The organism is Desulfovibrio sp. DV (assembly GCF_001936595.1).
In the GTDB taxonomy this organism is placed as follows: domain Bacteria; phylum Desulfobacterota; class Desulfovibrionia; order Desulfovibrionales; family Desulfovibrionaceae; genus Solidesulfovibrio.
The window spans coordinates 23,564-46,348 of sequence record NZ_MLBG01000022.1; the positions used below are offsets into that span (position 1 = coordinate 23,564).

The window sequence follows — 22,785 nt, forward strand, 5'->3', positions numbered from 1 at the left end:
GGGGGACACAGGAAATGGCATTCATCTCTTCCGGCTACAATCCCGACAAGCCCATGGAAAACCGGATCACGGACATCGGTCCTCGCCATTACGAGGAATTCTATCCGCCGGTCATCAAGAAAAACAAAGGCCAGTGGGACTACCACGAGATCATAAAGCCCGGCGTGCTCAAGCATGTCGGCCTGTCCGGCGACGTGGTCTATACCGTGCGGGCCGGCGGGGCGCGGCTCATGAGCGTTACGCACATCCGCGAGATTTGTTCCATCGCCGAGAAGCATTGTGGGGGGCATCTGCGTTTCACCACGCGCAACAACGTGGAATTTATGGTCGAGACCGAGGCCGCCGTCGAAGCGTTGCTGGAGGATCTTGCCTCCCGCAAGTTCGCTGGCGGGAGCTTCAAGTTCCCGGTCGGCGGCACCGGCGCCTGCGTCTCCAACATCGTCCACACCCAGGGGTATGTCCACTGCCACACCCCGGCCACCGACGCCTCCGGCCCGGTCAAAGCCGTCATGGACGACATGTTTGCCTACTTCCAGTCCATGACCCTGCCGGCCATGGTCCGCATCTCGCTGGCCTGCTGCCTCAACATGTGCGGCGCAGTGCACTGCTCCGACATTGGCATTGTCGGCATCCACCGCAAGCCCCCCATCGTCGAGCACGACCGCCTGGACAACATCTGCGAAGTGCCCCTGGCCGTGTCCTCCTGCCCGACCGGGGCGATCAAGCCGGTCAAGGTCGAAGTCGACGGCAAAAAGGTCAACTCCGTGGCTGTAAATGCCTCGCGCTGCATGTACTGCGGCAACTGCTACACCATGTGCCCGGCCATGCCGCTGGCTTCCGGCGAAGGCGACGGCATCGTGCTCATGGTCGGCGGCAAGGTGTCCAACCGCATCTCCATGCCCAAGTTCTCCAAAGTCGTTGTGGCCTTTATCCCCAACGAGCCGCCCCGCTGGCCGACGCTGTCCAAGATGATCCGGCAGATTGTCGAAGTGTATGCCAGGGAAGCACGCAAGTACGAGCGCCTGGGCGAATGGGCCGAGCGCATTGGCTGGGAGAAGTTCTTCGAGCTGTGCGATCTGGAATTCACCCACCACTGCATCGACGACTTCCGTGATCCGGCCTACTACACGTGGCGTCAGAGCACCCAGTTCAAGTTCACCAAGCACGTCGAGGCGTAATAACAACTTCCGGGCGGGGAGCGATCCCCGCCCGGATCACTCCAGGGAGAAGACGGCATGTCTTCCGGGAAAAAGCAGGTCTTGAATTTGTGACGGGAAAGACGGGCAAGTCCAAATGTTACTTCAGCGATTTCTGCAAGATATGCCCGAACAAAATGCAGCGTGAATTGAAAAAAATCCTTTCTTACAGGCCATCAGAACAACACCACTTAAAAACTGTACTTGGCGCTGCCAGGGATTTCAGCACCGCCGGCCTGACCGTTTTGCCCACTTCCCAACACTTGATTCAACATTGGCTTAAGCTTGTTAAGCGCACTATTTTCATCGGCCTGTCCATTGCTGCGATAGTTTAACCGGGGAGAGGATTTAAGTCCTGACTGGCCGGTTGTCTTATCGTCATTGCCAACCTTCGGAGCGGCATCAGGTTGATTTCCTGCATATGCAATGCCTGAATAAAGAACACCACACACAACGAACAGAATGAGTGTTTTCATACAGCCTTCCAAGATAGAAATTTGCTATGCATTTGCTGCGCCCGGCAAGCCTTGACGATCTGGCCGGCATGTCTTTCCGACAGCAGAGCGGGGAAGATCCACCCGGCTCGCCGGAGCAATGGTGGCTCCCGTCAAGCTCAAAAAGCAACTTTCGCGTCTCGACTTGGCAACGCACCCGGTCCAATCATACGAACCCCAGATGGGTTCCCAAAGGGTGTCAGTCCCTTTGGCCGCCGGAGGCACCGTGTCCATATGCGTTTCGGTCATTTCGCATGGAGTTGCAAGGCATGAGACCAGCAAAACAAAAAGGCCCGGTGGTTAACCGGGCCTTTTTCAAGGAAAATTACTGGGGTGACTGATGGGGCTCGAACCCACGACAACCAGGGCCACAACCTGGGACTCTACCAACTGAGCTACAGCCACCACTGACGAAGAAGGAGCTATTTAACCAACAGCCGGCCAACTGTCAACAGGTTTTTCCCTCACTTGCCCAAAAGGACCGGCCGCGCTATCGTTGTCCGGCAAGTCACCCGCCGTTTCTTGCCACTCCTACCCAAACCAGCTAAGGATCTTTTCATGGATAAACTGCTCATTCGGGGCGGCAAGCCCCTTCATGGCCCCATTCGGGTCAGCGGTTCGAAAAACGCCGCCCTGCCCATCCTCCTTGCCGCGCCGCTGCTCACGAAGCAGGCGGTGGTCCACAATGTCCCGCGCCTGCGCGACATCCACACCACGCTCAAACTCAACGACATCCTCGGCTGTCCCTCCACCTTCGAGGGCAACACCGTCACCATGGAACCGTCCGCGGCACTCAATCCCGAGGCCCCCTACGATCTGGTGAGCACCATGCGCGCCTCGGTCCTCGTTCTTGGCCCGCTTCTGGCCCGCACCGGCCGCGCCCGGGTGGCCCTGCCCGGCGGCTGCGCCATCGGGGCCCGGCCCGTCAACCTGCACCTGACCGCCCTGGAAAAGATGGGGGCCACCTTCACCCTGGAGGCCGGCTATATCGAAGGCCGCTGCGACGGCCTGACCGGAGCGGAGATCCTTTTCGACTTCCCGACCGTCGGCGGCACGGAAAACCTGCTCATGGCCGCCAGCCTGGCCCAGGGCACGACCGTGCTGGAAAACGCCGCCCGCGAACCGGAAGTGGCCGATCTGGCCGATTTCCTCAATGCCATGGGGGCTAAAATCACCGGACACGGCACCTCGGTCATCACCATCGAAGGGGTGCCGCAGCTTGGCGGCGGCGTCTACAGCGTCATGCCCGACCGCATCGAGGCCGCCACCTATATGATCGCAGCGGCCATCACCGACGGCGAACTGCGCCTGGAATGCTGCCCGTTTATGGAACTCGACGCGGTGGTCTCCAAGCTTAGGGAGATGGGTGTTGCGATTGAGGCCACCAACGCCGGGGTGGTGGTGCGCCGGCGCGAACAGCTCATCGGCGTGGATGTGGCCACCCAGCCCTATCCCGGGTTCCCCACCGACGTGCAGGCGCAAATCATGTCGCTTATGTGCGTGGCCATGGGGTCGAGCTCGATTCGCGAGACGATTTTCGAAAACCGCTTCATGCACGTCCAAGAACTGGTCCGCCTGGGCGCACAGGTCCGTATCTCCTCCCAGACCGCCTTTATCCGGGGGGCCAAGGGCCTGGCCGGCGCACCGGTCATGGCGTCTGATCTGCGGGCCAGCGCCTCGCTGGTCCTGGCCGGTCTGGCCGCCCAGGGCGAGACCCTCATTCAGCGCGTCTACCATCTGGATCGGGGCTACGAGGCCATGGAAGTGAAACTTCGTAACGTCGGGGCGGATATCGAACGCATCGCCTGACATCCGCCACGGAGGTCGCCATGCCGTCAGTCTTTCGCGCCTTGGTTGCCCTCGCCTGCCTGGCCCTGGCCGGGCCGGCCCAGGCCTACGGCCTTTTCACCTGTGTGGACGCCGCCGGCCGCGAGGTCTGCGTCATCGACACCGGAACGGCCACCGACATCATACCCAGCCAGCTGTGCAACGCCTCCTGCCCGCCCTGCGCCGGCCGCTGCGACGCGGCCCGGCGCTACGAGGGACAGGCCGGTCACTGGCAGAAAGGCTGGCAGGTGGCCCCGGGCATTGATGGCGACAACCGCATGGTTCCCGGAGCCGGTCCCCGGGAAGATGCCCGGATCATACTGCAGGACGGGCTGGTCGCGCCCGAGGCTCCCCCGGTGCTGCCCCCGTCGGGCTATACCGGCTCTTGACGGGCCTCCCGGTTTGCGTTTAGATTCGGCCCATGCAGACTCGTCAGACCGCCACGCGCATCGCTTTTTTCGGACCGTATTATTATTACGGCCTTCGCGCTCGCGGCTTGGCGGGTGGTGGGGCCAGATAGGGCCACACCGCAAAACTCCGCCGACAAGGGCCGCGGGCAACATGCCCGGCGGCCCTTTTTCATAAGCGCTGCCGGGTCCCGGCTCCAGGCGACAACCGCCAGGGAGAATGACCATGACCATCGGCAAATCCATCCGTCTTGAGCGCATCATCAACCGCGACACCGGCCGCACCATCATTGTGCCGCTTGATCACGGCGTCACCGTCGGCCCCATCGAGGGCATCGCCGACATGCGCGAGACCGTGACCAACATTGTGGCCGGCGGGGCCAACGCCGTGCTCATGCACAAGGGCGTTGTGCGCTGCGGCCACCGGGCCCGGGGCCGCGACGTCGGGCTCATCATCCATCTTTCGGCCAGCACCAGCCTGTCCCCCTTTCCCAACGCCAAGACCCTGGTGTGCACGGTGGAAGAGGCCATGCGCCTGGGAGCCGACGCCGTGTCGGTCCACGTCAATCTCGGCGACGCCACCGAAGCCCGGATGCTCGACGACATGGGCCGGGTCACCGAGGCGGCCGTGTCCTGGGGCATCCCGGTCCTGGCCATGATGTACGCCCGGGGTCCGAAGATTTCCAACGAGTTCGACGCCGACGTGGTGGCCCACTGCGCCCGGGTGGGCAACGAACTCGGGGCCGATATCGTCAAGGTCCCCTACACCGGCGACCCGGACAGCTTTGCCAGGGTGGTGGCCGGGTGCTGTGTGCCGGTGGTCATTGCCGGCGGCCCCAAGACCGATACCACGCGCGACTTCCTGACCATGATCGCCGACAGCGTCATGGCCGGCGGCTCCGGCTTGTCGGTTGGGCGCAATATCTTCCAAGACCCGGACCCGGCCAAGTTGCTGGAAGCCGTTACGGCCATTGTCCACGAAGGCAAAAGCGTGGACGCGGCCATGGCGATGCTCGGACGGGGGGAATAACGAGTTCAATAGCACTTCGGGCATGGGATGTTTATCATATCAGCCTCAATAGGTAGAGTCGCAAAGGACTCCCTCTGATACGAGGTAAACATAGGTGCCCAATTAACAATGGCAGAGGAGGGCGAAAGACCACTCCTCTGCCATTGGGAAACCATACATCATCTTATGCAAAATGACACACTCAAAAGAATAAACAAAACATGCAATAATAACACAAGTATCTAATCGTCGGCAGCCAGTCTATAAAATGCATATGCATTACTATTATTTCTGCTGCGCTTCAACATAGAAATCCCAACCGGTGTAATTTCATTATCATCGTCGACAATCCCATTTCTTTGAAACAAATCAATAGAATCTTTAGAAAATAAACCATTACGCAATAGCTGCTGGAATTCATCTCCCAAGCAGGAGCTCTTAACAGTGTAAAAATTTTTTTCCCCCATTTGTTGCCTCATCGTCGGAACGATAATTTTTCTAATTAAATTTCCAGCCATTTTTGTATTAAAACAAGGCCCGTCTTCATACGTCATGGCATTCGTTTGGTCATATTCATCATTTGAAGACTGCGTGAGATTGTCTAATTTTTTAATCAAACGAGCGAGTTCTGCACGCTTTTGATCGAGTTCTTTGTCTTTTAACTCAATTTCATTTATAAATTTCTGCTTTTCTTCTTCTTGAAGCCTTGCCTTATCAGCCAATTCTTCTATGATCTTTGTACGTTCCTCAACTTTTCCTTTCAACTCCTCTTTGCTTTCCTCTACTTCTTGCCGAATATCTTGCAATTGCGTCAAGTTTGGTCGCATATTAATATTTGCACACATAGCATTATATCCTTCATCAAGATGCCTAAGCCTCTCACCAAATCCACTCTCTATCCTAACAAGCAATTCAGCAATGTCCTTAGTAAACTTATAAGTATTATTATAAAATGTATTACTAGTTTCTGTGGCCTTAAAATAAAAAAGAGCCGATAGAGCTATTGAAAACAATGCCAACACCAGCGACAACAGACTTGAAAAATCAAATACAATATTAAATTGCGTAACAAACAATTTATACGATGCGAAACAAACAAATACAAAAATAGACACACCAACAGATATATCAACAATCAAACTCTTCAGCTTCTGAGGCGACGATTCTTCCACACAATCCTCCTACGTTTTTTACTGCTGCTTCGTCATAAACCATCTAACCACCCACTCTTGTCATTTATATAAACCAACGAATAATCTGCCGTCAAGGCTGAGCCCCATTAATAATTACTCAGTGCCGCGTCAAACCGATAGATCGTCTGGCTCGTATACTGCTCGGCAATGACCGCCGCGTTGCGGTCGGCTTCGCGGGCGCTTGGCGCGAAATGGTCGTTTAGGGCGATGGCCGACAGCGCCAGTTTGTGGCGCTTGGCGAAATGGCCGTAGACAATGGCGTCGGACAGGCAGCCCAGACGGTTGGGCACGACCAGGATCACCTCCAGGCCCAATTCCAGGGCGAAGTGGTAGTTGTAGCGCCTCTGGCCCAGCGGCACGGCCAGACCGCCGGCGCTTTCGACCAGCAGCGCGTCGCGGTCCGCGCCTAACGCCTCGATCCTGGCCACGCATTCGGCAAAGGGAAACGGGTCAAAGACGAAACACGGCGAGGCCGGTTCGACGGCCGTATAAAGCGTCACCGCATCCTCGGGAGCAAGCCCTGCCTGCCTGGCCACAAAGGCCGCGTCGTCATCCTCGGGATAGCCCGTGGCCACGGGTTTGACGTAGCGCACCGTCCGGCCCTCGGCCTGGAGCTTTTGGGCGAAAAGGGCCGAAAAATACGATTTGCCGATGCCGGTTCCGGTCCCGGTAATGAAATAGCGCGTCATCCGAGCACCGCCTCGACCGCATCGAACGCGATGTCGGCCAGCTTGTCGATTTCTTCCAAAGTGATCACGTACGGCGGCATGAAATAGATCATGTCCCCCAGGTTTCGCAACCAGGCCCCGCGCTTTATCGCCTCGCGGTAGATGCGAAACCCGGTGCGCTCCCGCCAGTCAAAGGCCGTGCCCGCCTGTGGGTCGGCGGCCAGGGAGACGGCCGTGATCCAGCCGGTGGAGCGGATGTCGGACACATGGCGATGCCCGGCAAAGCGTTCCCGCACGGCGGCCTGCAGATGGGCGATCTTGGGCTTGTTGGCCGCGATCACGTCGTCCTCTTCGAAAATGCGCAGCGTCTCGCAGGCCGCGGCACAGGCCAGCGGATTCCCCGTGTAGCTGTGGCTGTGCAGGAAGGCCTTGTCCTCGGCGTAGTCGTGGTAAAAGGCGTCAAAGACCGCGTCGGTGGTCAGGACGCACGACAGCGGCAACGTGCCGCTGGTGATGCCCTTGGACAGGCACATAAAATCCGGCGACACGCCGGCCTGCTCGCAGGCGAACATGGTGCCGGTACGGCCAAAGCCCACGGCGATCTCGTCGGCGATAAGGTGGCAGCCGGCGGCAGCGGTTGCCTGGCGCAGCCGGGCCAGATAGGCCGGCGGGTGCATGTGGAAATTGCCGGCGCACTGGACCAGCGGTTCGATGATGACCCCGGAGAGGACCTCGGCGTTGGCCTCGATGGCCGCCTGCATGGGGCCGAAGCACTCGGCCTGGCAGGTTTCGCGGGTTTTGCCGCAGGGACAGGCATGGCACACCGGCCCGGCCACCTCGATTTGCGGCACAACCAGCGGGGCAAAGGGCGCGGCGTACAGCGCATCGCCGCACACGCCAAGGGCCCCGGCCGTCTCGCCATGGTAGCCGTTGGTCAGATAAATAAACCGGCATTTCTCCGGGTGGCCCAGGTTGCGCCAGGAGGCGTGGCTCATCTTGAGCGCCGCTTCCACGGCACAGGAGCCGTTGTCGGCGAAAAAGACCCGGGTCAGACCGTCCGGAACCACGGCCAGGAGACGGGTAGCCAACTCCTCGGCCGGGCCGTGGGTGCAGCCGGCGAAAATGACGTGTTCCAGGCGGGCCAACTGCTCTCCCACCGCCCGGGTGATGCGCGGATTGGCATGGCCGAACAGGTTGACCCACCACGAAGAAATGGCGTCAATATAGGCCCTTCCCTCCCGGTCATAGAGGTAAATCCCTTGACCCCGGTCGATAAAGACGGGAGGATGGTTCTCGTGGTCCTTCATCTGGGTACACGGATGCCAGATCCGCATGGCCTCCTTCCCGACAACGTGAGACATGAGCACATCCTTTTTCGGTAAATACATCGTCCCCGAAGCAGCCGCGCTGCGCAACTCGGACAGCTATCGGACCATTCCGCCAGTCGATGACGGCGCGGCCCGGGAAGTCCTCTATTCGGGCACGAGACTTTTAAACCTCGCTTCCAACAACTATCTTGGCCTCTCCAGCCACCCCGAACTCATCGAGGCCTCGGCCAAGGGTCTGGCCCGCCACGGCTGCTCGTCCGGGGCCTCGCGCCTTATTACCGGCAACTTCGCCCTGGCCGAAACCCTGGAAGCGGAGCTGGCCACCTTCAAATACCAGGAAGCGGCCCTGGTCACCGGCAGCGGCTATGCCGCCAATCTGGCCGTTTTCTCCGCCCTGGCCGACCGGCGCACCGTGGTCTTTTCCGACCACTTGAACCACGCCAGCATCATCGACGGCATCCTGCTGTCCAGGGCGCGGCTGGTGCGTTACCGCCATCTGGACATGGCCCATCTGGAACGGTTGCTTACCCGCGAGGCCATGGTCGAAAAAAAGATCATCGTCACCGACACGGTGTTCAGCATGGACGGCGACGTGGCCCCCTTAGCGCGATTGGTCGAGCTTGGCAAAGCCCATGGGGCGCTCATCGTTGTGGACGAGGCCCACGCCATGGGCGTGCTCGGCCGGGGGCGCGGACTGGCTGCGGCCCTTGGGCTGTCCGACGACGTGGACGTCCATGTGGGGACGCTTTCCAAGGCGCTGGGATCGCTTGGCGGCTATGTGGCCGGCCGGGTGGAGACCATCGAACTCCTGCGCAACCGGGGCCGTTCGTTCATTTTTTCCACGGCCCTGCCGCCGGCCGTGCTGGCCGCCTCCCTGGCCGCCCTGCGCCATATCAAGTCCAACCATGGCCTGGGGGCGCGGCTTATGCGCCTGTCCAAGGAAGTGCGCGACCACTTAAACAGCCTGGGCTTTGACACCATGGGTTCCACCACCCAGATCATTCCCGTGGCCTGCGGCCGCAACCGGGTGGCTCTGCATGCCCAGGCCCTCCTTCGGGCCGAGGGCCTGCTGGTCGCCGCCGTGCGTCCGCCGACCGTTCCCCAGGGTTCGGCCCGGCTTCGCCTGTCGCTTCGGGCCGATCTCACCGACGACGACGTCAAACGCATCCGCCTCGGTTTTTCCAGGCTCCGGGTTTCCTTTTTCCCATGACCGACGTGGTATTCTGCTCCGGCTTTGCCGGTCCCGAGGCGCTCTTTCCCGGCCTTTCGGGGCGCTGGCAGTTTGCCGCGCCGTTTCTTGACGGCGACGAGGCGGCCATGCTGGCCGTTATGCGCGCCAACCCGGCCCGCGTCCTTGGCGGCTGGTCCACCGGGGCGCACATCATCCTCAAGCACGCGGCCGAACTGTTGCCGCGCTTTGAACGGGTGGTGCTTTTCTCCCCGTTTCTGCGCTTTGCCGACTGCTTCCCGCCGCGCCTGACCCGGGCCATGGCCGCCGGCCTGGCCGTCGATCCCGAGGCCACGGTGCGCGGCTTTTGGCAAAACTGCGGCATTGCCGGCCAGCCGGCCTGGAATCCGGCCTGGGCCGGGCCGCTTGGCGACGCCCTGGCCTATCTGCTGGTTTCCGAGGCCAAAGCCGAGCCCGTTGCCGCCGGCCATGTCATCGTCGTCTCCGGCGAAACCGACCGCATCGTGCGCCCGGCCGCCGTGGACAAAGCCCTGGCCGCCCTGCCCAAAGCCGCGCACCGCGTCCATCCCGGCGGGCATTTCCCGGATTTGAACCTGCTGGCGAGCCTGTTGTGGCCCTGACCGTTGCCGACATCCGCCGCCGTTTCGACCGGGCCGGGGCCAGCTACGAGGCTGCAGCCGAGGTCCAGCCCGTGGTGGCGACGCATCTGGCCGGGCTGTGTCCGTCGCGCCTGACCGGCCGGGTCTTGGAAATCGGGGCCGGCAGCGGCCTGCTTACCCGCCAGCTTGCCCCGCGTCTGGCTGCGGGCGGGCTCTACGTGGCCCTGGATCTCTCGCCTGGAATGCTTGGCCATGCCGCCCTGCCAACGGGCGTGTGCCGGCTGGCCGCCAATGGCGAGGCCGTCCCCTTTGCCCCGGGAACGTTTGATTTCCTGGCTTCGGCCTCGGCCATGCACTGGTATGCCGATCCGGCCGCCTCGATTGCGGCCAATGTGGCGTTGGTGCGGCCCGGCGGCAGCTTTGCCCTGGCCGTGTACGTGGCCGGGACGCTGGGGGAATTGGAAGAGGCGTCGCAGGTAACGGGCTTTGGCTCGGTCTATCCCATGCACCCTGCGTCGTATTACCGGGACATGCTGCAAAGCCTGCCCGGCGTGGTCTGGCAGATCAAGGAGACGCGGCACACGGTTGTCCACGACAGCGTGCGGGCGCTTTTAAAAAGCCTCAAGGGTGCCGGCGTGACCCACACGGCCGGCCGGCGCGAGGCCAGTCCGGCCCGATACCGGGAATTCGTGCAGTATTATGAGGCGCACTTTGGTGCTGGCGGGGGCGTGGCGGCAAGTTACCACGTGGCCGTGGTGGCCGGCTCTAGGCCAGCAGCCCCCGCTTGTTGAGTCTCCAGGCGTAAAAGACCACCAGTCCGAACATGGCTATGCCAAGGGCCTGGGCCATAAGGCCGGTCGGGCTGGTCACGGCTGCCGGGTCGGTCTTGAACCAGACCACGGCCGTGGAAAAGAGATTCAGCGCAAAGGCCAGGGCCAGCACGTTGACCGCCTGCCGGCGCAGGGAAAACAGAAGCGAGACGCCGATCAGGCTCAGCCCGGCGTTGGCATAGCCCATGACCCGGTCCAGGGCCGTGAACCTGGCCAGATAGGCCTGCTGCTCCGGGGCCATGTCCACGCCGCCGGCCGAGATGAAAAACATGGCCACGATCACCTGCACGCTGCTTATCAGGTAGAATAAAAAGATGATCCAGACCAGAATGGGCCGCTTGCGCTGCGGGGCCGCATCCGTCTGGGTCGGGGTCTCATCGGTCATGGCCGCCTCCTTGTTTTCCCGGCCACTCTATGAATCACCCGCCCCTGCGTCAAATACCGTCGCGCCCGCCTCCGGCCTGTCTCGACAAAACCTTCACGACACTTTACAGCTTTGACGTTTGCCGAGACAGGGAGGGGGCATGGCGAAGATTTTAGTCATCGACGACGACACGCATATCCGCGAGGTGTGCAAACTGGTCATCGAGAGCATGGGCCACGAGGTGACCGCCCAACCGACCCTGGCCAAAGGCCTCGATGCCCTGGACCATGAATTTTACGACGTGCTCTATCTGGACGTCGATCTGCCCGACGGCAACGGCCTCATTGCCATCCCCAAGATCACCGAGCGCGAACGCGCCCCGGAAGTCATCATCTTTACCGGCGCGAGCTATCCCAACGGCGCGGAGCTGGCGATTAAAAACGGGGCCTGGGACTATATCGAAAAGCCGGCCACGGCCGAGTCCATGACCCTGCCCCTTATCCGCGCCCTGCAGTACCGCAAGGAAAAATTCGCCCACCGCCCCCCAACTGTGGCGCTTAAGCGCGAAGGCATCATCGGCAACAGCCCGCGCGTGGCCAGCTGCCTTGATCTGGTGGCCCAGGCCGCCAACTCCGACGCCAATACGCTCATTACCGGGGAAACCGGCACCGGCAAGGAACTCTTTGCCCGGGCCATCCACGACAACAGCGAACGGGCCGACGGGCCGTTTGTCGTGGTCGACTGCTCGAGCCTGACTGAAACCCTCATCGAATCCGTGCTTTTTGGCCACGCCAAGGGAGCCTTTACCGGTGCGGAGAAAAAGCAGGAAGGGCTGATCAAGCAGGCGGACAAGGGCACGCTTTTTCTCGACGAAGTGGGCGAGCTGCCCATTTCCCAGCAAAAGGCCTTTTTGCGCGTTCTCCAGGAACACCGTTTCCAGCCGGTCGGGGCCAAGGAAGAAGAGACCAGCGATTTCCGGCTGGTGGCCGCAACCAACAAGGACCTCGAAACCCTGGTGGCTGCCGGCGATTTCCGAAACGACCTGCTCTTTCGCCTGCGCACCATGCACCTAAATATCCCGGCCCTGCGCTATCGCGGCGAGGACATCCGGGAGCTGGCCATTTACTACATGAATGCCTTCTGCAAGAAGTACAAGGTGCCGCTCAAGGGCTTTTCCCCGGAGTTCCTCGACAGCCTGGAAGCCTACGACTGGCCGGGCAACGTGCGCGAACTGGTCAATCTCATGGAAAACATCATCGTGCGCGCCCAGTACGAGCCAACGCTTTATCCCAAGCACCTGCCCCCGGAAATCCGCATCCGCATCATGAGCGGCCGGCGCCAGGAAGGCATCACCGCCCAGGACAACGAGATGCTCCCGGTCCAGGAACAGGGCGGGTCCGGCCCGGAACTGGTGCTGACTCCTTTTGACGACTACAAAAAGGATGTGGAGCACCGCTATTTCAAGCTGCTCATGCAGACGGCCGGCGGCGACATCCACAAAGCCTGCGAACTGTCCGAACTTGGCAAGCAAAGCCTGTACCGCTACCTGCGCATCCACGGCATCCCCACCCGGACCTGATAAGCCCGGCCGCGCTGCGCCAACGTCCCCGGAGTCTGTATGGCCGTCGTCTTTGCCTATATCACCACCGAGTCCGTCGAGCAGGCCGAACAGATCGGCCGCGCCCTGGTCGCTGAACGGCTGGCCGCCTGCGCCAACATCCTGCCCGGGATGCGCTCCATCTACCGCTGGAAAGGGGCGGTGGAGACGGCTGAGGAAACCGTGCTCATTGCCAAGACCCGCGACACCCTGGCAACGGCCCTGGCCGAGCGGGTCCGGGAACTGCACAGCTACGAAGTCCCCTGCATCGTCACCCTGCCCATCACCGGCGGGTTGCCCGATTTTCTGCGCTGGATCGACGATGAAACAGCCCCGCTTTGACCCCACAACCGCATGAAGGAGACGCCACCCATGCGCATTCTCGTTTCCGGCTCCCTGGCCTACGACCGCATCATGAGCTTTCCGGGCAGCTTTGCCGACCATATCCTGCCCGACAAGATTCATATTCTAAACGTCTGCTTCCTGGTCGAAGGCCTGGAAGAGAAGTTCGGCGGCACAGCCGGCAACATCGCCTATTGCCTGCGCCTGTTGGGTGAGACGCCGACCATCGTGGCCACGGCCGGCAAGGATTTCGCCGCCTACGAAGCCTGGCTTCGCCACTGCGGCCTGTCCCTGGACGGCATCCGCCGGGTCAACAGCGAATTCACGGCCGGGGCCTACATCACCACGGACAAGTCCGACAACCAGATCACGGGGTTTAACCCCGGAGCCATGAAGCATCGGGCCGAGTATCCGGTGGACGACTGCGATCCGGCCGACACCTTTGCCGTGCTCGCCCCGGGCAACCTCGAGGACATGCAGGACTTCACCCGCCGCTACAAGGCCAAGGGCATCCCCTGCATGGTCGATCCGGGCCAAAACATCCCGGCCTTTTCCGGCGATCAGCTGACCGAAATGCTCACCGGCGCGACCTATCTCATCTCCAACGACTACGAGTTGCAGATGATCCAGAATGCCACGGGTCTGACCCAGGCCGAGATCGTGGCCCGGGCCGGCTCGGTCATCACCACCCTTGGCGAAAACGGCTCGGTCATCCGCCAGGGTGCCAGCGAGATCGTCATCCCGCCCTGCCCCGTGGCCGACGTCAAAGACCCGACCGGCGCCGGCGACGCCTTCCGGGCCGGCTTTATCAAGGGCCTGTCCCTGGGCAAGACTCCGGCCGAGGCGGCCCGCCTCGGTTCGGTCTCGGCGGCCTATGCCGTGGAAAAGCACGGCACCCAGGAACATCAGTTCACCTGGCAGGAATTTAGCGACCGCTACGCCGCCGCCTTCGGCCCCCTGTAGCCAGCCTGCCACCGCTCCACACCGGGGACGTCGCGCCGGCAAACCGCCCGTCCCCGGCCAAAGGAACCCCCTCTATCATGGCCCGCATCACTTCCGAAGACGATTTCCTGGCCCTGCTGGACAGCCATTTCCCCCGCACCGGGCAAGGCATCGTCCTGCCGCGTGGCGATGACGCCGCCATCATTGCCTGCCCGGCACAGCTTTGCGTCACCACCGACCTCTTTGTCGAGGACGTCCATTTCCGGCGGCGCTATTTCACCCCCGGCCAGATCGGGGCCAAGGCCCTGGCCGTCAATGTCAGCGACGTGGCCGCCATGGGCGCGATACCGGCCGGCTTCGTGCTGGGCCTCGTGTGCCCGGACGACGCCGACCGCGACTACTGGGACGCGCTTCTCGCCGGTATGGCCGCCCTGGCGATCCGCCACAACGTCCCCCTGGTCGGCGGCGACCTGTCCAAGGGGGAGAAAATTGCCGTGTCCGTCACGGTCTGGGGCGCACCCGGCCCGTCCGGACGCCTGCTCACCCGGGCGACCGGGGCAGCCGGCGACGTGCTGGTGGCTGTCGGCCACCTGGGTCTGGCCCGGGTGGGACTGGCGGTGCTGGAAAAAGACGGCTCCGCAGCGGCAGCCGACTGGCCGGCGGCCGTGGCCGCCCACCTGGCTCCGGTCCCGCGCCTGGAAGCCGGCCTGGCCCTGGCCGCCCTCCCCGGCGTCACCTCCTGCATGGATGTCTCTGACGGGCTGGCCCGCGATCTGCCGCGCCTTTTGCCGCCGGGCTGCGGCGCCGACCTCTTTTTCCCACCGGCTGCCCTGCACCCGGAGGTCACGGCCCACGCCGCAGGCCATGGCCGGCCGCCCGAGAAAGTGGCCTTTTTCGGCGGCGAGGACTATGCGCTGCTCGCCACCGTCGCCCCGGCCGCCCTGCCGGCCCTGCGTGCCGCCCTGCCCGAGGCCAGCCCCATCGGCCGGGTGACGACCAAACCCGGATTTACCTTAAACGGCGCGCCCATAAACGAACGCGGCTTCGACCACTTCGGCTGACAACCATGGGACAACTTCTTTTCGGCGCGGTCATCATCAGTTTCTCGGCCGTGTTCGTGAAGCTGGCCGGCGTCCCCCCGGCGGTGTCGGCCTTTTACCGCATGTTTTTTGGCGGCCTGACCCTGCTCGTCATGCTGGCCGCCACCCGCAACCTGTCGGCCGTACGCCGGAGCCTCGCCTGGCCGGCCCTGGCCTGCGCCGTTTTTTTCTGCGCCGATCTGCTGTGCTGGCACGCCAGCATCAATTATATTGGGCCTGGGCTGGCCACACTGGTCGGCAATTTCCAGGTCTTCCTCATCACCATCGTGGCTGCGATCCAGGCCCGCCGCCTGCCCCGCACCGGGTTTCTGGCCGCCATGGGACTGGCTGTGGCCGGCCTCTATCTGGTCGTCGGGCGCGGCTTTGCCGAGCAGACCCCGGAGTTCCGCCTGGGCGTGGGGTACGGGCTGGCTACGGCCGTTTTTTACGGCCTGTTCATCCTGACGCTCAAAAAAGCCGTCACCGACGGCGGCCGGGCCGGCCCCATGGCGGCCATGGCCGTGTTGTCCCTGGCCGGGGCCGTCCTGCTTGCTCCGGTGGTCCTTTTGGGGGGCCACAGTCTGGTTCTGCCGACGGCGACCGGCCTTTTCTCCCTCCTGGGCCTTGGCGTCATCGGCCAGGGCATCGGCTGGCTGGCTATTTCCACCGGTCTGGCCGGCGTCCGCCCGGCCCTGGCCGGACTCATCCTGCTGTTGCAGCCCACCTTGTCCTATGTCTGGGACGTGAGTTTTTTCGGCAAGACCACCGGCCCGGTGGAACTGTGCGGCGTGGCCCTGGCCCTGGCCGGCATCTACATCGGCTCCACCCGGCGCAGCTGACCCCGCCTCGCAGTCCCGACAATCGGCACAGGCGAAAACAAAGCCAATTAACTGAATTTATTCTATTTAAAAAAAGCGTCAGCCCAAGGAGGCTTCCATGGATCTTGGCCTCACCGTCATCGGCGTGGTGCGTTCGCCGCTCACCGACAAAGCCACGGCCCCGAAATTTGAAACCGACAACGCCCCCCGGCCGAGATCGTCCTTGATGCGGCCTATGGGCAGGCAGCCAGGGATCTGGCCGTGGGCCAGGAGATACTCCTTTTCACCTGGCTGCATCTGGCCGACCGCACCTGCCAGGCCGTCCACCCCCGCCACGACCTGAGCCGGCCGCTGACCGGCGTGTTTTCCACCCGCTCCCCGGACCGGCCCAATCCCATCGGCCTGCATCAGGTGCGCATTACGTCCATTGCCGGCAACGTCATTGGCCTCAGCGCCCTGGAAGCCCTGGACGCAACACCGGTCATCGACATCAAGCCCCTGGCTGATCGCGGCGGCAAAGGCTGACCGGGGGGGCGCAAAAACAAATGGACTGCCAGCCAAGACTTGCTATCATAGAAAAAAAAGACCTATCATGGGGCAACGTCTGCACGCTTGCATCCATAAGGAGTCGCCCATGCCGAAGAAAGAACATGTGAAAAAAGTCAATGCCGTCATCTGCGCCTATTTCGCCCACACCGGCTACCTGAGCCGCGACGAGGCCAAGGAACTGTGCGGTCTGGAAGACAGTGCTTTCGAGGAGGCCTATAAAAAGGCCGGCAACATCTTCAGCAAGATCGGCTCGGAACCGGACAAGGGTGTCAGCAAACTCTTTGTCCATCTGTCCCACGAAGTCGACGAATACATGAAGCACATCAGCGGCTACGGCATCGCCTAGCCCGCCCGCCATAGATCGCCCCGGCCCGGCCTTGCGCCCGGCCGGGGCTTTTTTACGGCCGGTCCGAAGAATACGGGAAGCAAAAGGACTGCGAGAGCGGCCCGTGTGGACGCCAACCCTTTTCAATGTCGGCCGATTCCGTTACAGCCAGCCCTTGCCCGCAGCAACCAAGGAGTCGCCCATGCCGTCACTGTCGTTCATGCTCGCCTACCTCGTTTTCGGCGCAGTTGCCGGCGTCATAGCCGGCCTGCTTGGGGTTGGCGGCGGCATTGTCGTGGTCCCGGCCCTGTTCTGGTTTTTCACCGCCCAGGGCTTTTCCCCGGACATCATCATGCAGATGGCCCTTGGCACGTCCTTGGCCGCCATCATGTTCACCTCGATCTCCAGCCTTCGGGCCCACCATCGCCGGGGCGCAGTCCTGTGGCCTATTGTCAAAGCCATCACCCCGGGCATTCTCATCGGCACTTTTGCCGGTTCCTGCGTGGCCGCCAAGCTGCCCACCGGCTTTCTCAAGGGCTTTTTCGTGTGCTTTCTCTATTACGTCGCCATCCAGATGCTGCTCAACATCAAGCCCAAGGCCAGCCGCCAGATTCCGGGCCAGGCCGGCATGTTCGGGGCCGGGTTTGGCATCGGCGCGGTGTCGAGTCTGGTCGGCATCGGCGGCGGCACCTTGTCCGTGCCGTTCATGGTCTGGTGCAACATCGCCATGCACACGGCCGTTGGCACATCTGCGGCCATCGGCTTCCCCATCGCCCTGGCCGGAACCGTGGGATACGTCGTCAACGGCCTGGGCGCGGCGAACCTGCCGCCGCTGTCTTTCGGCTATATCTATCTGCCGGCCCTGGTCGGCGTGGCGGCTGTCAGCATCCTGACCGCCCCCTACGGCGCAAAGCTCGCGCACAAGTTGCCGGTCCCCACCCTCAAGCGCTTCTTCGCCCTGTTCGTCCTGGCCATGGCCACGCGGATGCTGTGGGGCATGTTCTAACCCGCCACAACAGAAAGGATCTCCATGCTGCAACCCCTCTTCGGACTGGCCGTCATCCTGGCCGTCGCCGCGCTCGTGAGCGAACGCCGGGGGACAATCCCCTGGCGCATGGCAGCCGGAGGCCTGGCGTTGCAGTTCGCCCTGGCGGCGCTGATGCTCAAGGCCCCCTTTTTGCGCGGCGTGTTCATGGGCCTAAACGCCCTGGTTGGCGCCATGGACGAGGCCACCCGGGCCGGCACGGCCTTTGTGTTCGGCTATGTGGGCGGCGGCCCGGCCCCCTTTGCCGCAACCGATCCCGGCGCGACCTTCATCCTGGGCTTCCAGGCCCTGCCGCTGGTCATCGTCATCGCCGCCCTGGCCGCCCTGCTCTATTACTGGAACATCCTGCCCCATGTGGTCCGGGCCTTTTCCCTGCTTCTGGAGAAGGCCATGGGCATTGGCGGCGTGCTTGGCGTCGGAGCCGGGGGCTGCATCTTCCTCGGCATGATCGAGGCCCCGCTTCTCATTCGCCCCTATTTAAACCGCATGACCCGCAGCGAACTGTTCGCCATGATGGCCACCGGCATGTCCTGCATTGCCGGCACCATGCTCATGCTCTACGCCACGGTCTTAAAGTCCGCCATCCCCGATGCCCTGGGGCACATCCTCACCGCCTCGGTCATCCACGCCCCGGCAGCGCTGCTCATTGCCGGGCTGATGCTCCCGGAAACCGGCCAGCCGACCCTTGGCCGCACCATTCCCAAGTCCACGGCTTCGGGCAGCATGGATGCCATCGTGTCGGGCACGGCCGACGGCCTGCGCCTTTTCTGGAGCATCATCGCCACCCTGCTCGTGTTCGTGGCCCTGGTGAAGCTGGCCAATATCCTCCTTGGCGCCATGCCCGATCTGGCCGGCGCGCCCATCACCCTGGAGCGGGCCCTGGGCGTGGTCATGGCCCCGGCCGCCTGGCTCATCGGCGTGCCCTGGGCCGAGGCGTCCACGGCCGGGTCGCTCCTTGGCACCAAGATCGTGCTCAACGAATTCATTGCCTTCATCGACATGGCCAAACTGCCGGCCGGGTCGCTGTCGGACCACTCCCGGCTCATTATGACCTATGCCATGTGCAGCTTTGCCAACTGCGGCTCGGTGGGCATCCTGTTGGCCGGGTTGACCTCGCTTTGCCCGGAGCGCAAGGCCGAGATTACGTCTCTGGGTGGTCGGGCGCTGCTTGGCGGGGTGCTGGCGTCGTTGTCGACAGGGGCCGTGGTGGGGATTCTGGCGGCGTTTTAGCGGGAACGACCCGCTCTTTCTCAGCCACATGCAGGCCGACGAGCCGGGCCATGAAAAAGACCATGTAGAACTGGCCGGCAATGCCCTCCAGCACGGACAGCGTCCGGGCCACGGGTGATATGGGCACGATGTCGCCGTAGCCGGTGGTCAGAAGCGTCACATAGCTGAAGAAAAAAAGCAGGCGCTGCTGCTCCTGGTCGGGCAGGTGTTGCCCGTGCACGGTGAAATCAAAGGCTGCCGGGTTGAGGCGGAGCACCAGGGAATAAAGCACATACCACATGGCCCCGACGAACAGATAGACGCAAAGCCCGCCAAGCACCGTGTCCAGGTCAACCCGACGTTGCCGGGACAAATACTGCGACACCTCAATAGCTGTAAACAGAATGACGGTCGCAACGAGAACGTCCCCAAAAATATCAACATACAACAATCCGGTTGTATATTTTACGACAACCGCACATGCACAAAGTCCCGTCAGAACACAGTTTGTTCTATGCAACCAGCTCTTTCCGGCAATGCCCAAGGCCGCCAGCAATATCCCAAGAAACAGGATATCCTGGACAACAGCCCCTGGCGCGCCATCGACAAAGGGCGAGGCCACGAGCTGCAGGAGCAAGGCGGCCAGCAGCCAATGGAACCGTTTGCTGGTGGTGGTGGCGGCTGTGGTGATCCGGGGGGAGACAGTGGGCATGGCGACTCCTTTGCCTGGGAGCTACCCGAGCCGGCAGCCCGCGGCAAGGGGGGTTACAGCAGGGCCGCGCCGCTTAAAAGCATGACGAACCGCTTGTAGAGATCGATGTCAAAGGAGCCGGCCATTTCATGGCGCATGATGCGCAGGGCTTCAAAGGGCCGCACGGCATCGGCGTAGCAGCGCCTGGAGGTCAGGGCGTCGTAGACATCGGCCAGGGATACGGCCCGGACGTGGACCGGTATGGCCTCCCCGGCCCGGCCTCCGGGATAGCCCCGTCCGTCGAGCTTTTCGTGGTGCATGAGAATGCACTCCCGGGCCAGACGCGACAGGGACAAGCCCCGGCAAAGCCGGACCCCCAGGGCCGGATGCTCCTTGATGGCCAAAAACTCCTCGGGCGTGAGCCGCCCTGGTTTGGACAGGATGGCCGCATCCACGGCCTCTTTGCCGCTGTCGTGCAACAGCGCCCCGACGCCGGCCTGGACGATGCTGGCCGCCGGCAACCCCAGGGAGCGCAGCAGAAAGACCGTGTACACGAAGACATGCACGCCATGGCTGAAGACATCGTAATCATGGGCCATCAGCGCCCCCATCCGGGCCAGCCCGACCTCGGAACACAAAAAAGCCACGCTGTCGCGGGCATAGCCCACAAACAGCCGGCCATGCACGTCGGAGACGGCCTGGGGCAGGCGTTCCCGGATGAGATCGCTTACGATGTCGCAGCAATTGTGGTAAAAAACCGCAGCCTTGTCGGCGATGGGCAACTGCGGCCCAAGGAGCGCCCCAGGCAGATGGCGGCGCATATAGGCCCGGTAGCTGTCCCGCTCGTCCCGGTGGATAAAGACCGTGCGCACGCCGTATTCGCCAAGCATTTTCCGGCGCACCCCGGTGAGCGCTTCGCCGCTTCGGGCAAACAGCGTATGGGTATCGCCGTGGCGCAGATAAATTTGAAATTCTCCCGGGGCATGGGGAAACAAATGCACCACCGGGATCGGATGGTACTCGCTGGCCGGATCGACCGGCGGGGGCGGTGCAAGCTGCGTCATCGTGCGTTTGACTTTGTTACATTTTCTAATCAAATCTTTGGCAATTTGTGCTTTCGATGGCGCGAGACAACAACCTAAGTCTTGTAATTAAAACGTTTTTAAATAAAAAAAGCGGATTCCCTGCCCCGAAGGTCAACTTTGCCCCGAGTGTTAGCAAAACCCGGACCCAAAAAAAGGGGGAGCACCATGTGCGGCAGATTCGCCCTGGCCGTGCCACGGCGGTTGGTGGCCGAAGCCATGGGCGTGCCGGATATGCCCGAGGTAGCGGCCCGACCGGAGATTTTCCCGTCACAGCTCATCGAAGCCGTGTTCACGGCCCGTGAGAGCGGACGGCGCATGGCCGGCCTGTTTCGATGGGGATTTGTTCCGGTGTTTCGCAAGGATGATCCGGCGGCGCGGCCCATGCACAATGCCCGGTGCGAGACCGTGCTCACCCTGCCCTCGTTTCGGGCGGCGGCCCGCTACCGGCGCTGCATCGTGCCGGCCCAGGGCTACTATGAGTGGCGAAAGGAGCCCGGAGGGCGCAAGACGCGGTTTTTCCTGAGTGTGCCGGGCACGCCCGTCCTTGGCCTGGCCGGCATCTATGAGCGCACGGTCACCGCCGCCGGCGAGGTGCGCGACACGGTCGCCATCCTCACCCGGGAGGCGACAGGTGTTGCGGCCTCTGTCCATCCCCGGATGCCGCTTTGCATCCCCACCCAGGCCATGGAGGCCTGGCTTGATCCGGGACGCACCGAACGGATGGATATCGAACCGCTGTTGGCCCTGGCCCCGCCCGGTGGGCTCAAGGCAAGCGCAGACCTGGGCCAGCCGTCGCTTTTGGTACTGTGAGGAAATGCCCCCTCAGGCAAGGGGCTTTGGGCGGAGTATCGCCCTGACTTGGGACAAGAGCGGAGGAAAGGCCGGCCCGGCGCTGGGATCAGCCCGGCTGGCGCCCCGAAGGCGCGGCGCGGCCGGGCAACTCGTAAGGGGCGACGAACTCAAAGACCGTGCCCACCCCGGGAGTGCTGGCCACCGTCAGCCGGCCGCCCATGGCCTCGGCCAGTTTGCCGGCAATGGCCAGCCCCAGGCCCGCGCCGCCAAAGCGCCGGGTCTTGCTGCCGTCGGCTTGGCGAAACGGTTCGAAAATGCTTTCAAGCTGGTCGGGCGAAAGCCCGATACCGGTATCGCGGACAGCCAGGGTGATGGCCAGCGAGGCCGGAGCGCCCGACGAATCCGAGGGAGGCAGCGCCTGGGCGGTCGCCGCAACGTCGATCCTGCCTGTTTCCGAGAACTTGACGGCATTGCTGAGCAAGGCAGCCAGGATCTGGCGCAGCCCGTCGCCGTCGCCCACAACCAGCTCCGGCACCCGACGGTCCACGGTCCAGGTCAGGGCCAGTCCCTTCTGGCTGGCTGCCCCGCCAAAAGAGCTGACCACGCCCTGGATGATATTGGCGAAGCTAAACGGGGTCCGGCGCGTCCGGGCGGCCCCGGAATCGAGGCGGGCAAAATCCAGCACGCTCTCAAGCAGAGCGGCCAGGGTGCGCCCGGATTCCGTGAGCGTCTCGACCAGTTCCTGCTGCTCGGCCGCCAGGGGAGTCGTCCCAAGCAGTTCGGCCATGCCCAGGATGCCGTTTAAGGGCGTGCGGATCTCGTGGGACATGTTGTCCATGAATTCGTGCTTGAGCCGGTCTGCGGCCAGGCTGGCCTCCTCGGCCAGCCGGCGATCCGTGACGTCTTCCATGATCCAGATAGAGCCTTCCTGGGGGCGCTCCGCGAAGAGCACCTGGCCGATTATGCGGCACCAGAAATCCGTGCCGTCGCTGCGCTGCATAACCAGCACGGTGTCCACCCGCTCGCCCCGGCCAAGCGCTGGGTAGTAACGCTGGCCAAAAGCCTCAAAGGTGGCTTCATCCGGATAAAACGAGGCCGTGGAAAGGCCGACCGCCTGCCCCTGTTCCATGCCGAAAAGCTCGTGGAAGCGTGGATTGGCCCGATCGGACGGCCCGGTCAGTCGACAAAGGCGATGCCAATGGGGCTG

The 22,785-nt window shown here is 62.7% G+C and carries 25 protein-coding genes, 1 tRNA gene and 1 pseudogene; 18 read left to right on the plus strand and 9 right to left on the minus strand.

Annotated features, from left to right (window positions below):
- Positions 1-14: 14 nt before the first annotated feature.
- Together dsrB and DVDV_RS23270 are read left to right on the plus strand one after the other, a co-directional pair.
- Complete coding sequence (dsrB, locus tag DVDV_RS07550; protein ID WP_075354075.1) at positions 15-1,178, plus strand: dissimilatory-type sulfite reductase subunit beta; 1,164 nt, start codon at positions 15-17, stop codon at positions 1,176-1,178.
- A gap of 89 nt (positions 1,179-1,267) precedes the next feature.
- A pseudogene (locus DVDV_RS23270) lies at positions 1,268-1,315 on the plus strand (dissimilatory sulfite reductase-asociated protein DsvD); the annotation flags it as partial.
- Positions 1,316-1,387: 72 nt separating this feature from the next.
- On the opposite strand, the gene DVDV_RS23275 reads toward DVDV_RS23270, so the two are convergent.
- Positions 1,388-1,672 (minus strand): hypothetical protein, encoded by a 285-nt coding sequence (locus DVDV_RS23275; protein WP_254845302.1) that lies wholly within the window; start codon positions 1,670-1,672, stop codon positions 1,388-1,390.
- A gap of 347 nt (positions 1,673-2,019) precedes the next feature.
- Positions 2,020-2,095: transfer RNA gene (locus tag DVDV_RS07560), tRNA-His, on the minus strand.
- Positions 2,096-2,248: 153 nt separating this feature from the next.
- Here DVDV_RS07560 and murA point away from each other — a divergent pair.
- The 3 genes from murA to DVDV_RS07575 all read left to right on the plus strand — a co-directional run bounded on the left by murA (position 2,249) and on the right by DVDV_RS07575 (position 4,954).
- On the plus strand, positions 2,249-3,499 hold the full coding sequence (gene murA, locus DVDV_RS07565) for a UDP-N-acetylglucosamine 1-carboxyvinyltransferase (RefSeq protein ID WP_075354076.1): 1,251 nt from the start codon (positions 2,249-2,251) through the stop codon (positions 3,497-3,499).
- A 20-nt stretch (positions 3,500-3,519) separates the two neighbouring features.
- Positions 3,520-3,906 carry a hypothetical protein gene (locus DVDV_RS07570; protein ID WP_075354077.1) on the plus strand — a complete coding sequence of 129 codons (387 nt, stop codon included), beginning with the start codon at positions 3,520-3,522 and terminating at the stop codon, positions 3,904-3,906.
- A 244-nt stretch (positions 3,907-4,150) separates the two neighbouring features.
- Positions 4,151-4,954, plus strand: coding sequence for a 2-amino-3,7-dideoxy-D-threo-hept-6-ulosonate synthase (locus DVDV_RS07575; RefSeq protein ID WP_075354078.1), 804 nt, complete (start codon positions 4,151-4,153; stop codon positions 4,952-4,954).
- Between the two features lie 221 nt (positions 4,955-5,175).
- Here DVDV_RS07575 and DVDV_RS22170 read toward each other — a convergent pair whose 3' ends face one another.
- The 3 genes from DVDV_RS22170 to bioA all read right to left on the minus strand — a co-directional run bounded on the left by DVDV_RS22170 (position 5,176) and on the right by bioA (position 8,155).
- The gene (locus tag DVDV_RS22170) at positions 5,176-6,105 is read right to left on the minus strand and encodes a hypothetical protein (RefSeq protein ID WP_139311553.1); all 930 of its coding nucleotides are present in this window, start codon (positions 6,103-6,105) and stop codon (positions 5,176-5,178) included.
- Positions 6,106-6,212: 107 nt separating this feature from the next.
- Positions 6,213-6,815 (minus strand): dethiobiotin synthase, encoded by a 603-nt coding sequence (gene bioD / locus DVDV_RS07585; protein WP_075354080.1) that lies wholly within the window; start codon positions 6,813-6,815, stop codon positions 6,213-6,215.
- Positions 6,812-8,155: an adenosylmethionine--8-amino-7-oxononanoate transaminase gene (bioA, locus tag DVDV_RS07590; protein ID WP_254845301.1), complete on the minus strand. Its 1,344-nt coding sequence runs from the start codon at positions 8,153-8,155 to the stop codon at positions 6,812-6,814. The genes bioD and bioA overlap by 4 nt, the downstream gene beginning before the upstream one ends.
- Between bioA and bioF the strand changes: the two genes are divergently transcribed.
- The 3 genes from bioF to DVDV_RS07605 are packed head-to-tail and all read left to right on the plus strand — an operon-like array spanning position 8,154 to position 10,701.
- On the plus strand, positions 8,154-9,332 hold the full coding sequence (gene bioF, locus DVDV_RS07595) for an 8-amino-7-oxononanoate synthase (protein ID WP_075354082.1): 1,179 nt from the start codon (positions 8,154-8,156) through the stop codon (positions 9,330-9,332). The two genes, bioA and bioF, sit on opposite strands and share 2 nt — an antisense overlap.
- Positions 9,329-9,931: an alpha/beta hydrolase gene (locus DVDV_RS07600; protein WP_075354083.1), complete on the plus strand. Its 603-nt coding sequence runs from the start codon at positions 9,329-9,331 to the stop codon at positions 9,929-9,931. Before bioF ends, DVDV_RS07600 begins: the two co-directional genes overlap by 4 nt.
- Positions 9,922-10,701: a methyltransferase domain-containing protein gene (locus DVDV_RS07605; RefSeq protein WP_075354084.1), complete on the plus strand. Its 780-nt coding sequence runs from the start codon at positions 9,922-9,924 to the stop codon at positions 10,699-10,701. The genes DVDV_RS07600 and DVDV_RS07605 overlap by 10 nt, the downstream gene beginning before the upstream one ends.
- Here the strand turns inward: DVDV_RS07605 and DVDV_RS07610 are convergent.
- Positions 10,676-11,125, minus strand: coding sequence for a hypothetical protein (locus DVDV_RS07610; protein ID WP_075354085.1), 450 nt, complete (start codon positions 11,123-11,125; stop codon positions 10,676-10,678). The genes DVDV_RS07605 and DVDV_RS07610 overlap by 26 nt on opposite strands.
- A 139-nt stretch (positions 11,126-11,264) precedes the next feature.
- Here DVDV_RS07610 and DVDV_RS07615 point away from each other — a divergent pair, with 139 nt between their 5' ends.
- The 9 genes from DVDV_RS07615 (at position 11,265) to DVDV_RS07655 (ending at position 19,031) form a co-directional block, all read left to right on the plus strand.
- Positions 11,265-12,683: a sigma-54 dependent transcriptional regulator gene (locus DVDV_RS07615; protein ID WP_075354086.1), complete on the plus strand. Its 1,419-nt coding sequence runs from the start codon at positions 11,265-11,267 to the stop codon at positions 12,681-12,683.
- A 39-nt stretch (positions 12,684-12,722) separates the two neighbouring features.
- Positions 12,723-13,043 carry a divalent-cation tolerance protein CutA gene (gene cutA / locus DVDV_RS07620; RefSeq protein ID WP_075354087.1) on the plus strand — a complete coding sequence of 107 codons (321 nt, stop codon included), beginning with the start codon at positions 12,723-12,725 and terminating at the stop codon, positions 13,041-13,043.
- Positions 13,044-13,073: 30 nt separating this feature from the next.
- On the plus strand, positions 13,074-14,006 hold the full coding sequence (locus tag DVDV_RS07625; RefSeq protein WP_075354088.1) for a carbohydrate kinase family protein: 933 nt from the start codon (positions 13,074-13,076) through the stop codon (positions 14,004-14,006).
- A 77-nt stretch (positions 14,007-14,083) separates the two neighbouring features.
- The gene (thiL, locus tag DVDV_RS07630; RefSeq protein WP_075354089.1) at positions 14,084-15,046 is read left to right on the plus strand and encodes a thiamine-phosphate kinase; all 963 of its coding nucleotides are present in this window, start codon (positions 14,084-14,086) and stop codon (positions 15,044-15,046) included.
- Between the two features lie 5 nt (positions 15,047-15,051).
- A complete protein-coding gene (locus DVDV_RS07635) occupies positions 15,052-15,903 on the plus strand; it encodes a DMT family transporter (RefSeq protein ID WP_075354090.1) in 852 nt (283 codons plus the stop codon).
- Positions 15,904-16,143: 240 nt separating this feature from the next.
- On the plus strand, positions 16,144-16,407 hold the full coding sequence (locus DVDV_RS23890; RefSeq protein WP_368482912.1) for a TrmO family methyltransferase: 264 nt from the start codon (positions 16,144-16,146) through the stop codon (positions 16,405-16,407).
- A gap of 109 nt (positions 16,408-16,516) precedes the next feature.
- Positions 16,517-16,777, plus strand: a complete 261-nt coding sequence (locus tag DVDV_RS07645; protein ID WP_075354091.1) for a hypothetical protein — start codon at positions 16,517-16,519, stop codon at positions 16,775-16,777.
- 181 nt (positions 16,778-16,958) lie between these two features.
- Entirely contained in the window at positions 16,959-17,762 is an 804-nt protein-coding gene (locus DVDV_RS07650; protein ID WP_043634257.1) for a sulfite exporter TauE/SafE family protein, read from the plus strand.
- A gap of 24 nt (positions 17,763-17,786) precedes the next feature.
- Positions 17,787-19,031: a NupC/NupG family nucleoside CNT transporter gene (locus DVDV_RS07655; protein ID WP_075354092.1), complete on the plus strand. Its 1,245-nt coding sequence runs from the start codon at positions 17,787-17,789 to the stop codon at positions 19,029-19,031.
- Here the strand turns inward: DVDV_RS07655 and DVDV_RS07660 are convergent.
- Positions 18,943-19,722, minus strand: a complete 780-nt coding sequence (locus DVDV_RS07660) for a potassium channel family protein (protein ID WP_075354093.1) — start codon at positions 19,720-19,722, stop codon at positions 18,943-18,945. The two genes, DVDV_RS07655 and DVDV_RS07660, sit on opposite strands and share 89 nt — an antisense overlap.
- Positions 19,723-19,775: 53 nt before the next feature.
- Complete coding sequence (locus DVDV_RS07665) at positions 19,776-20,765, minus strand: HD-GYP domain-containing protein (RefSeq protein WP_075354094.1); 990 nt, start codon at positions 20,763-20,765, stop codon at positions 19,776-19,778.
- Positions 20,766-20,951: 186 nt separating this feature from the next.
- Between DVDV_RS07665 and DVDV_RS07670 the strand changes: the two genes are divergently transcribed.
- Positions 20,952-21,596, plus strand: coding sequence for an SOS response-associated peptidase (locus DVDV_RS07670; RefSeq protein ID WP_075354095.1), 645 nt, complete (start codon positions 20,952-20,954; stop codon positions 21,594-21,596).
- Between the two features lie 88 nt (positions 21,597-21,684).
- Here DVDV_RS07670 and DVDV_RS07675 read toward each other — a convergent pair.
- Positions 21,685-22,785 (minus strand): HAMP domain-containing sensor histidine kinase (locus DVDV_RS07675; RefSeq protein WP_139311554.1); only part of this gene is annotated, 1,101 nt, incomplete at its 5' end.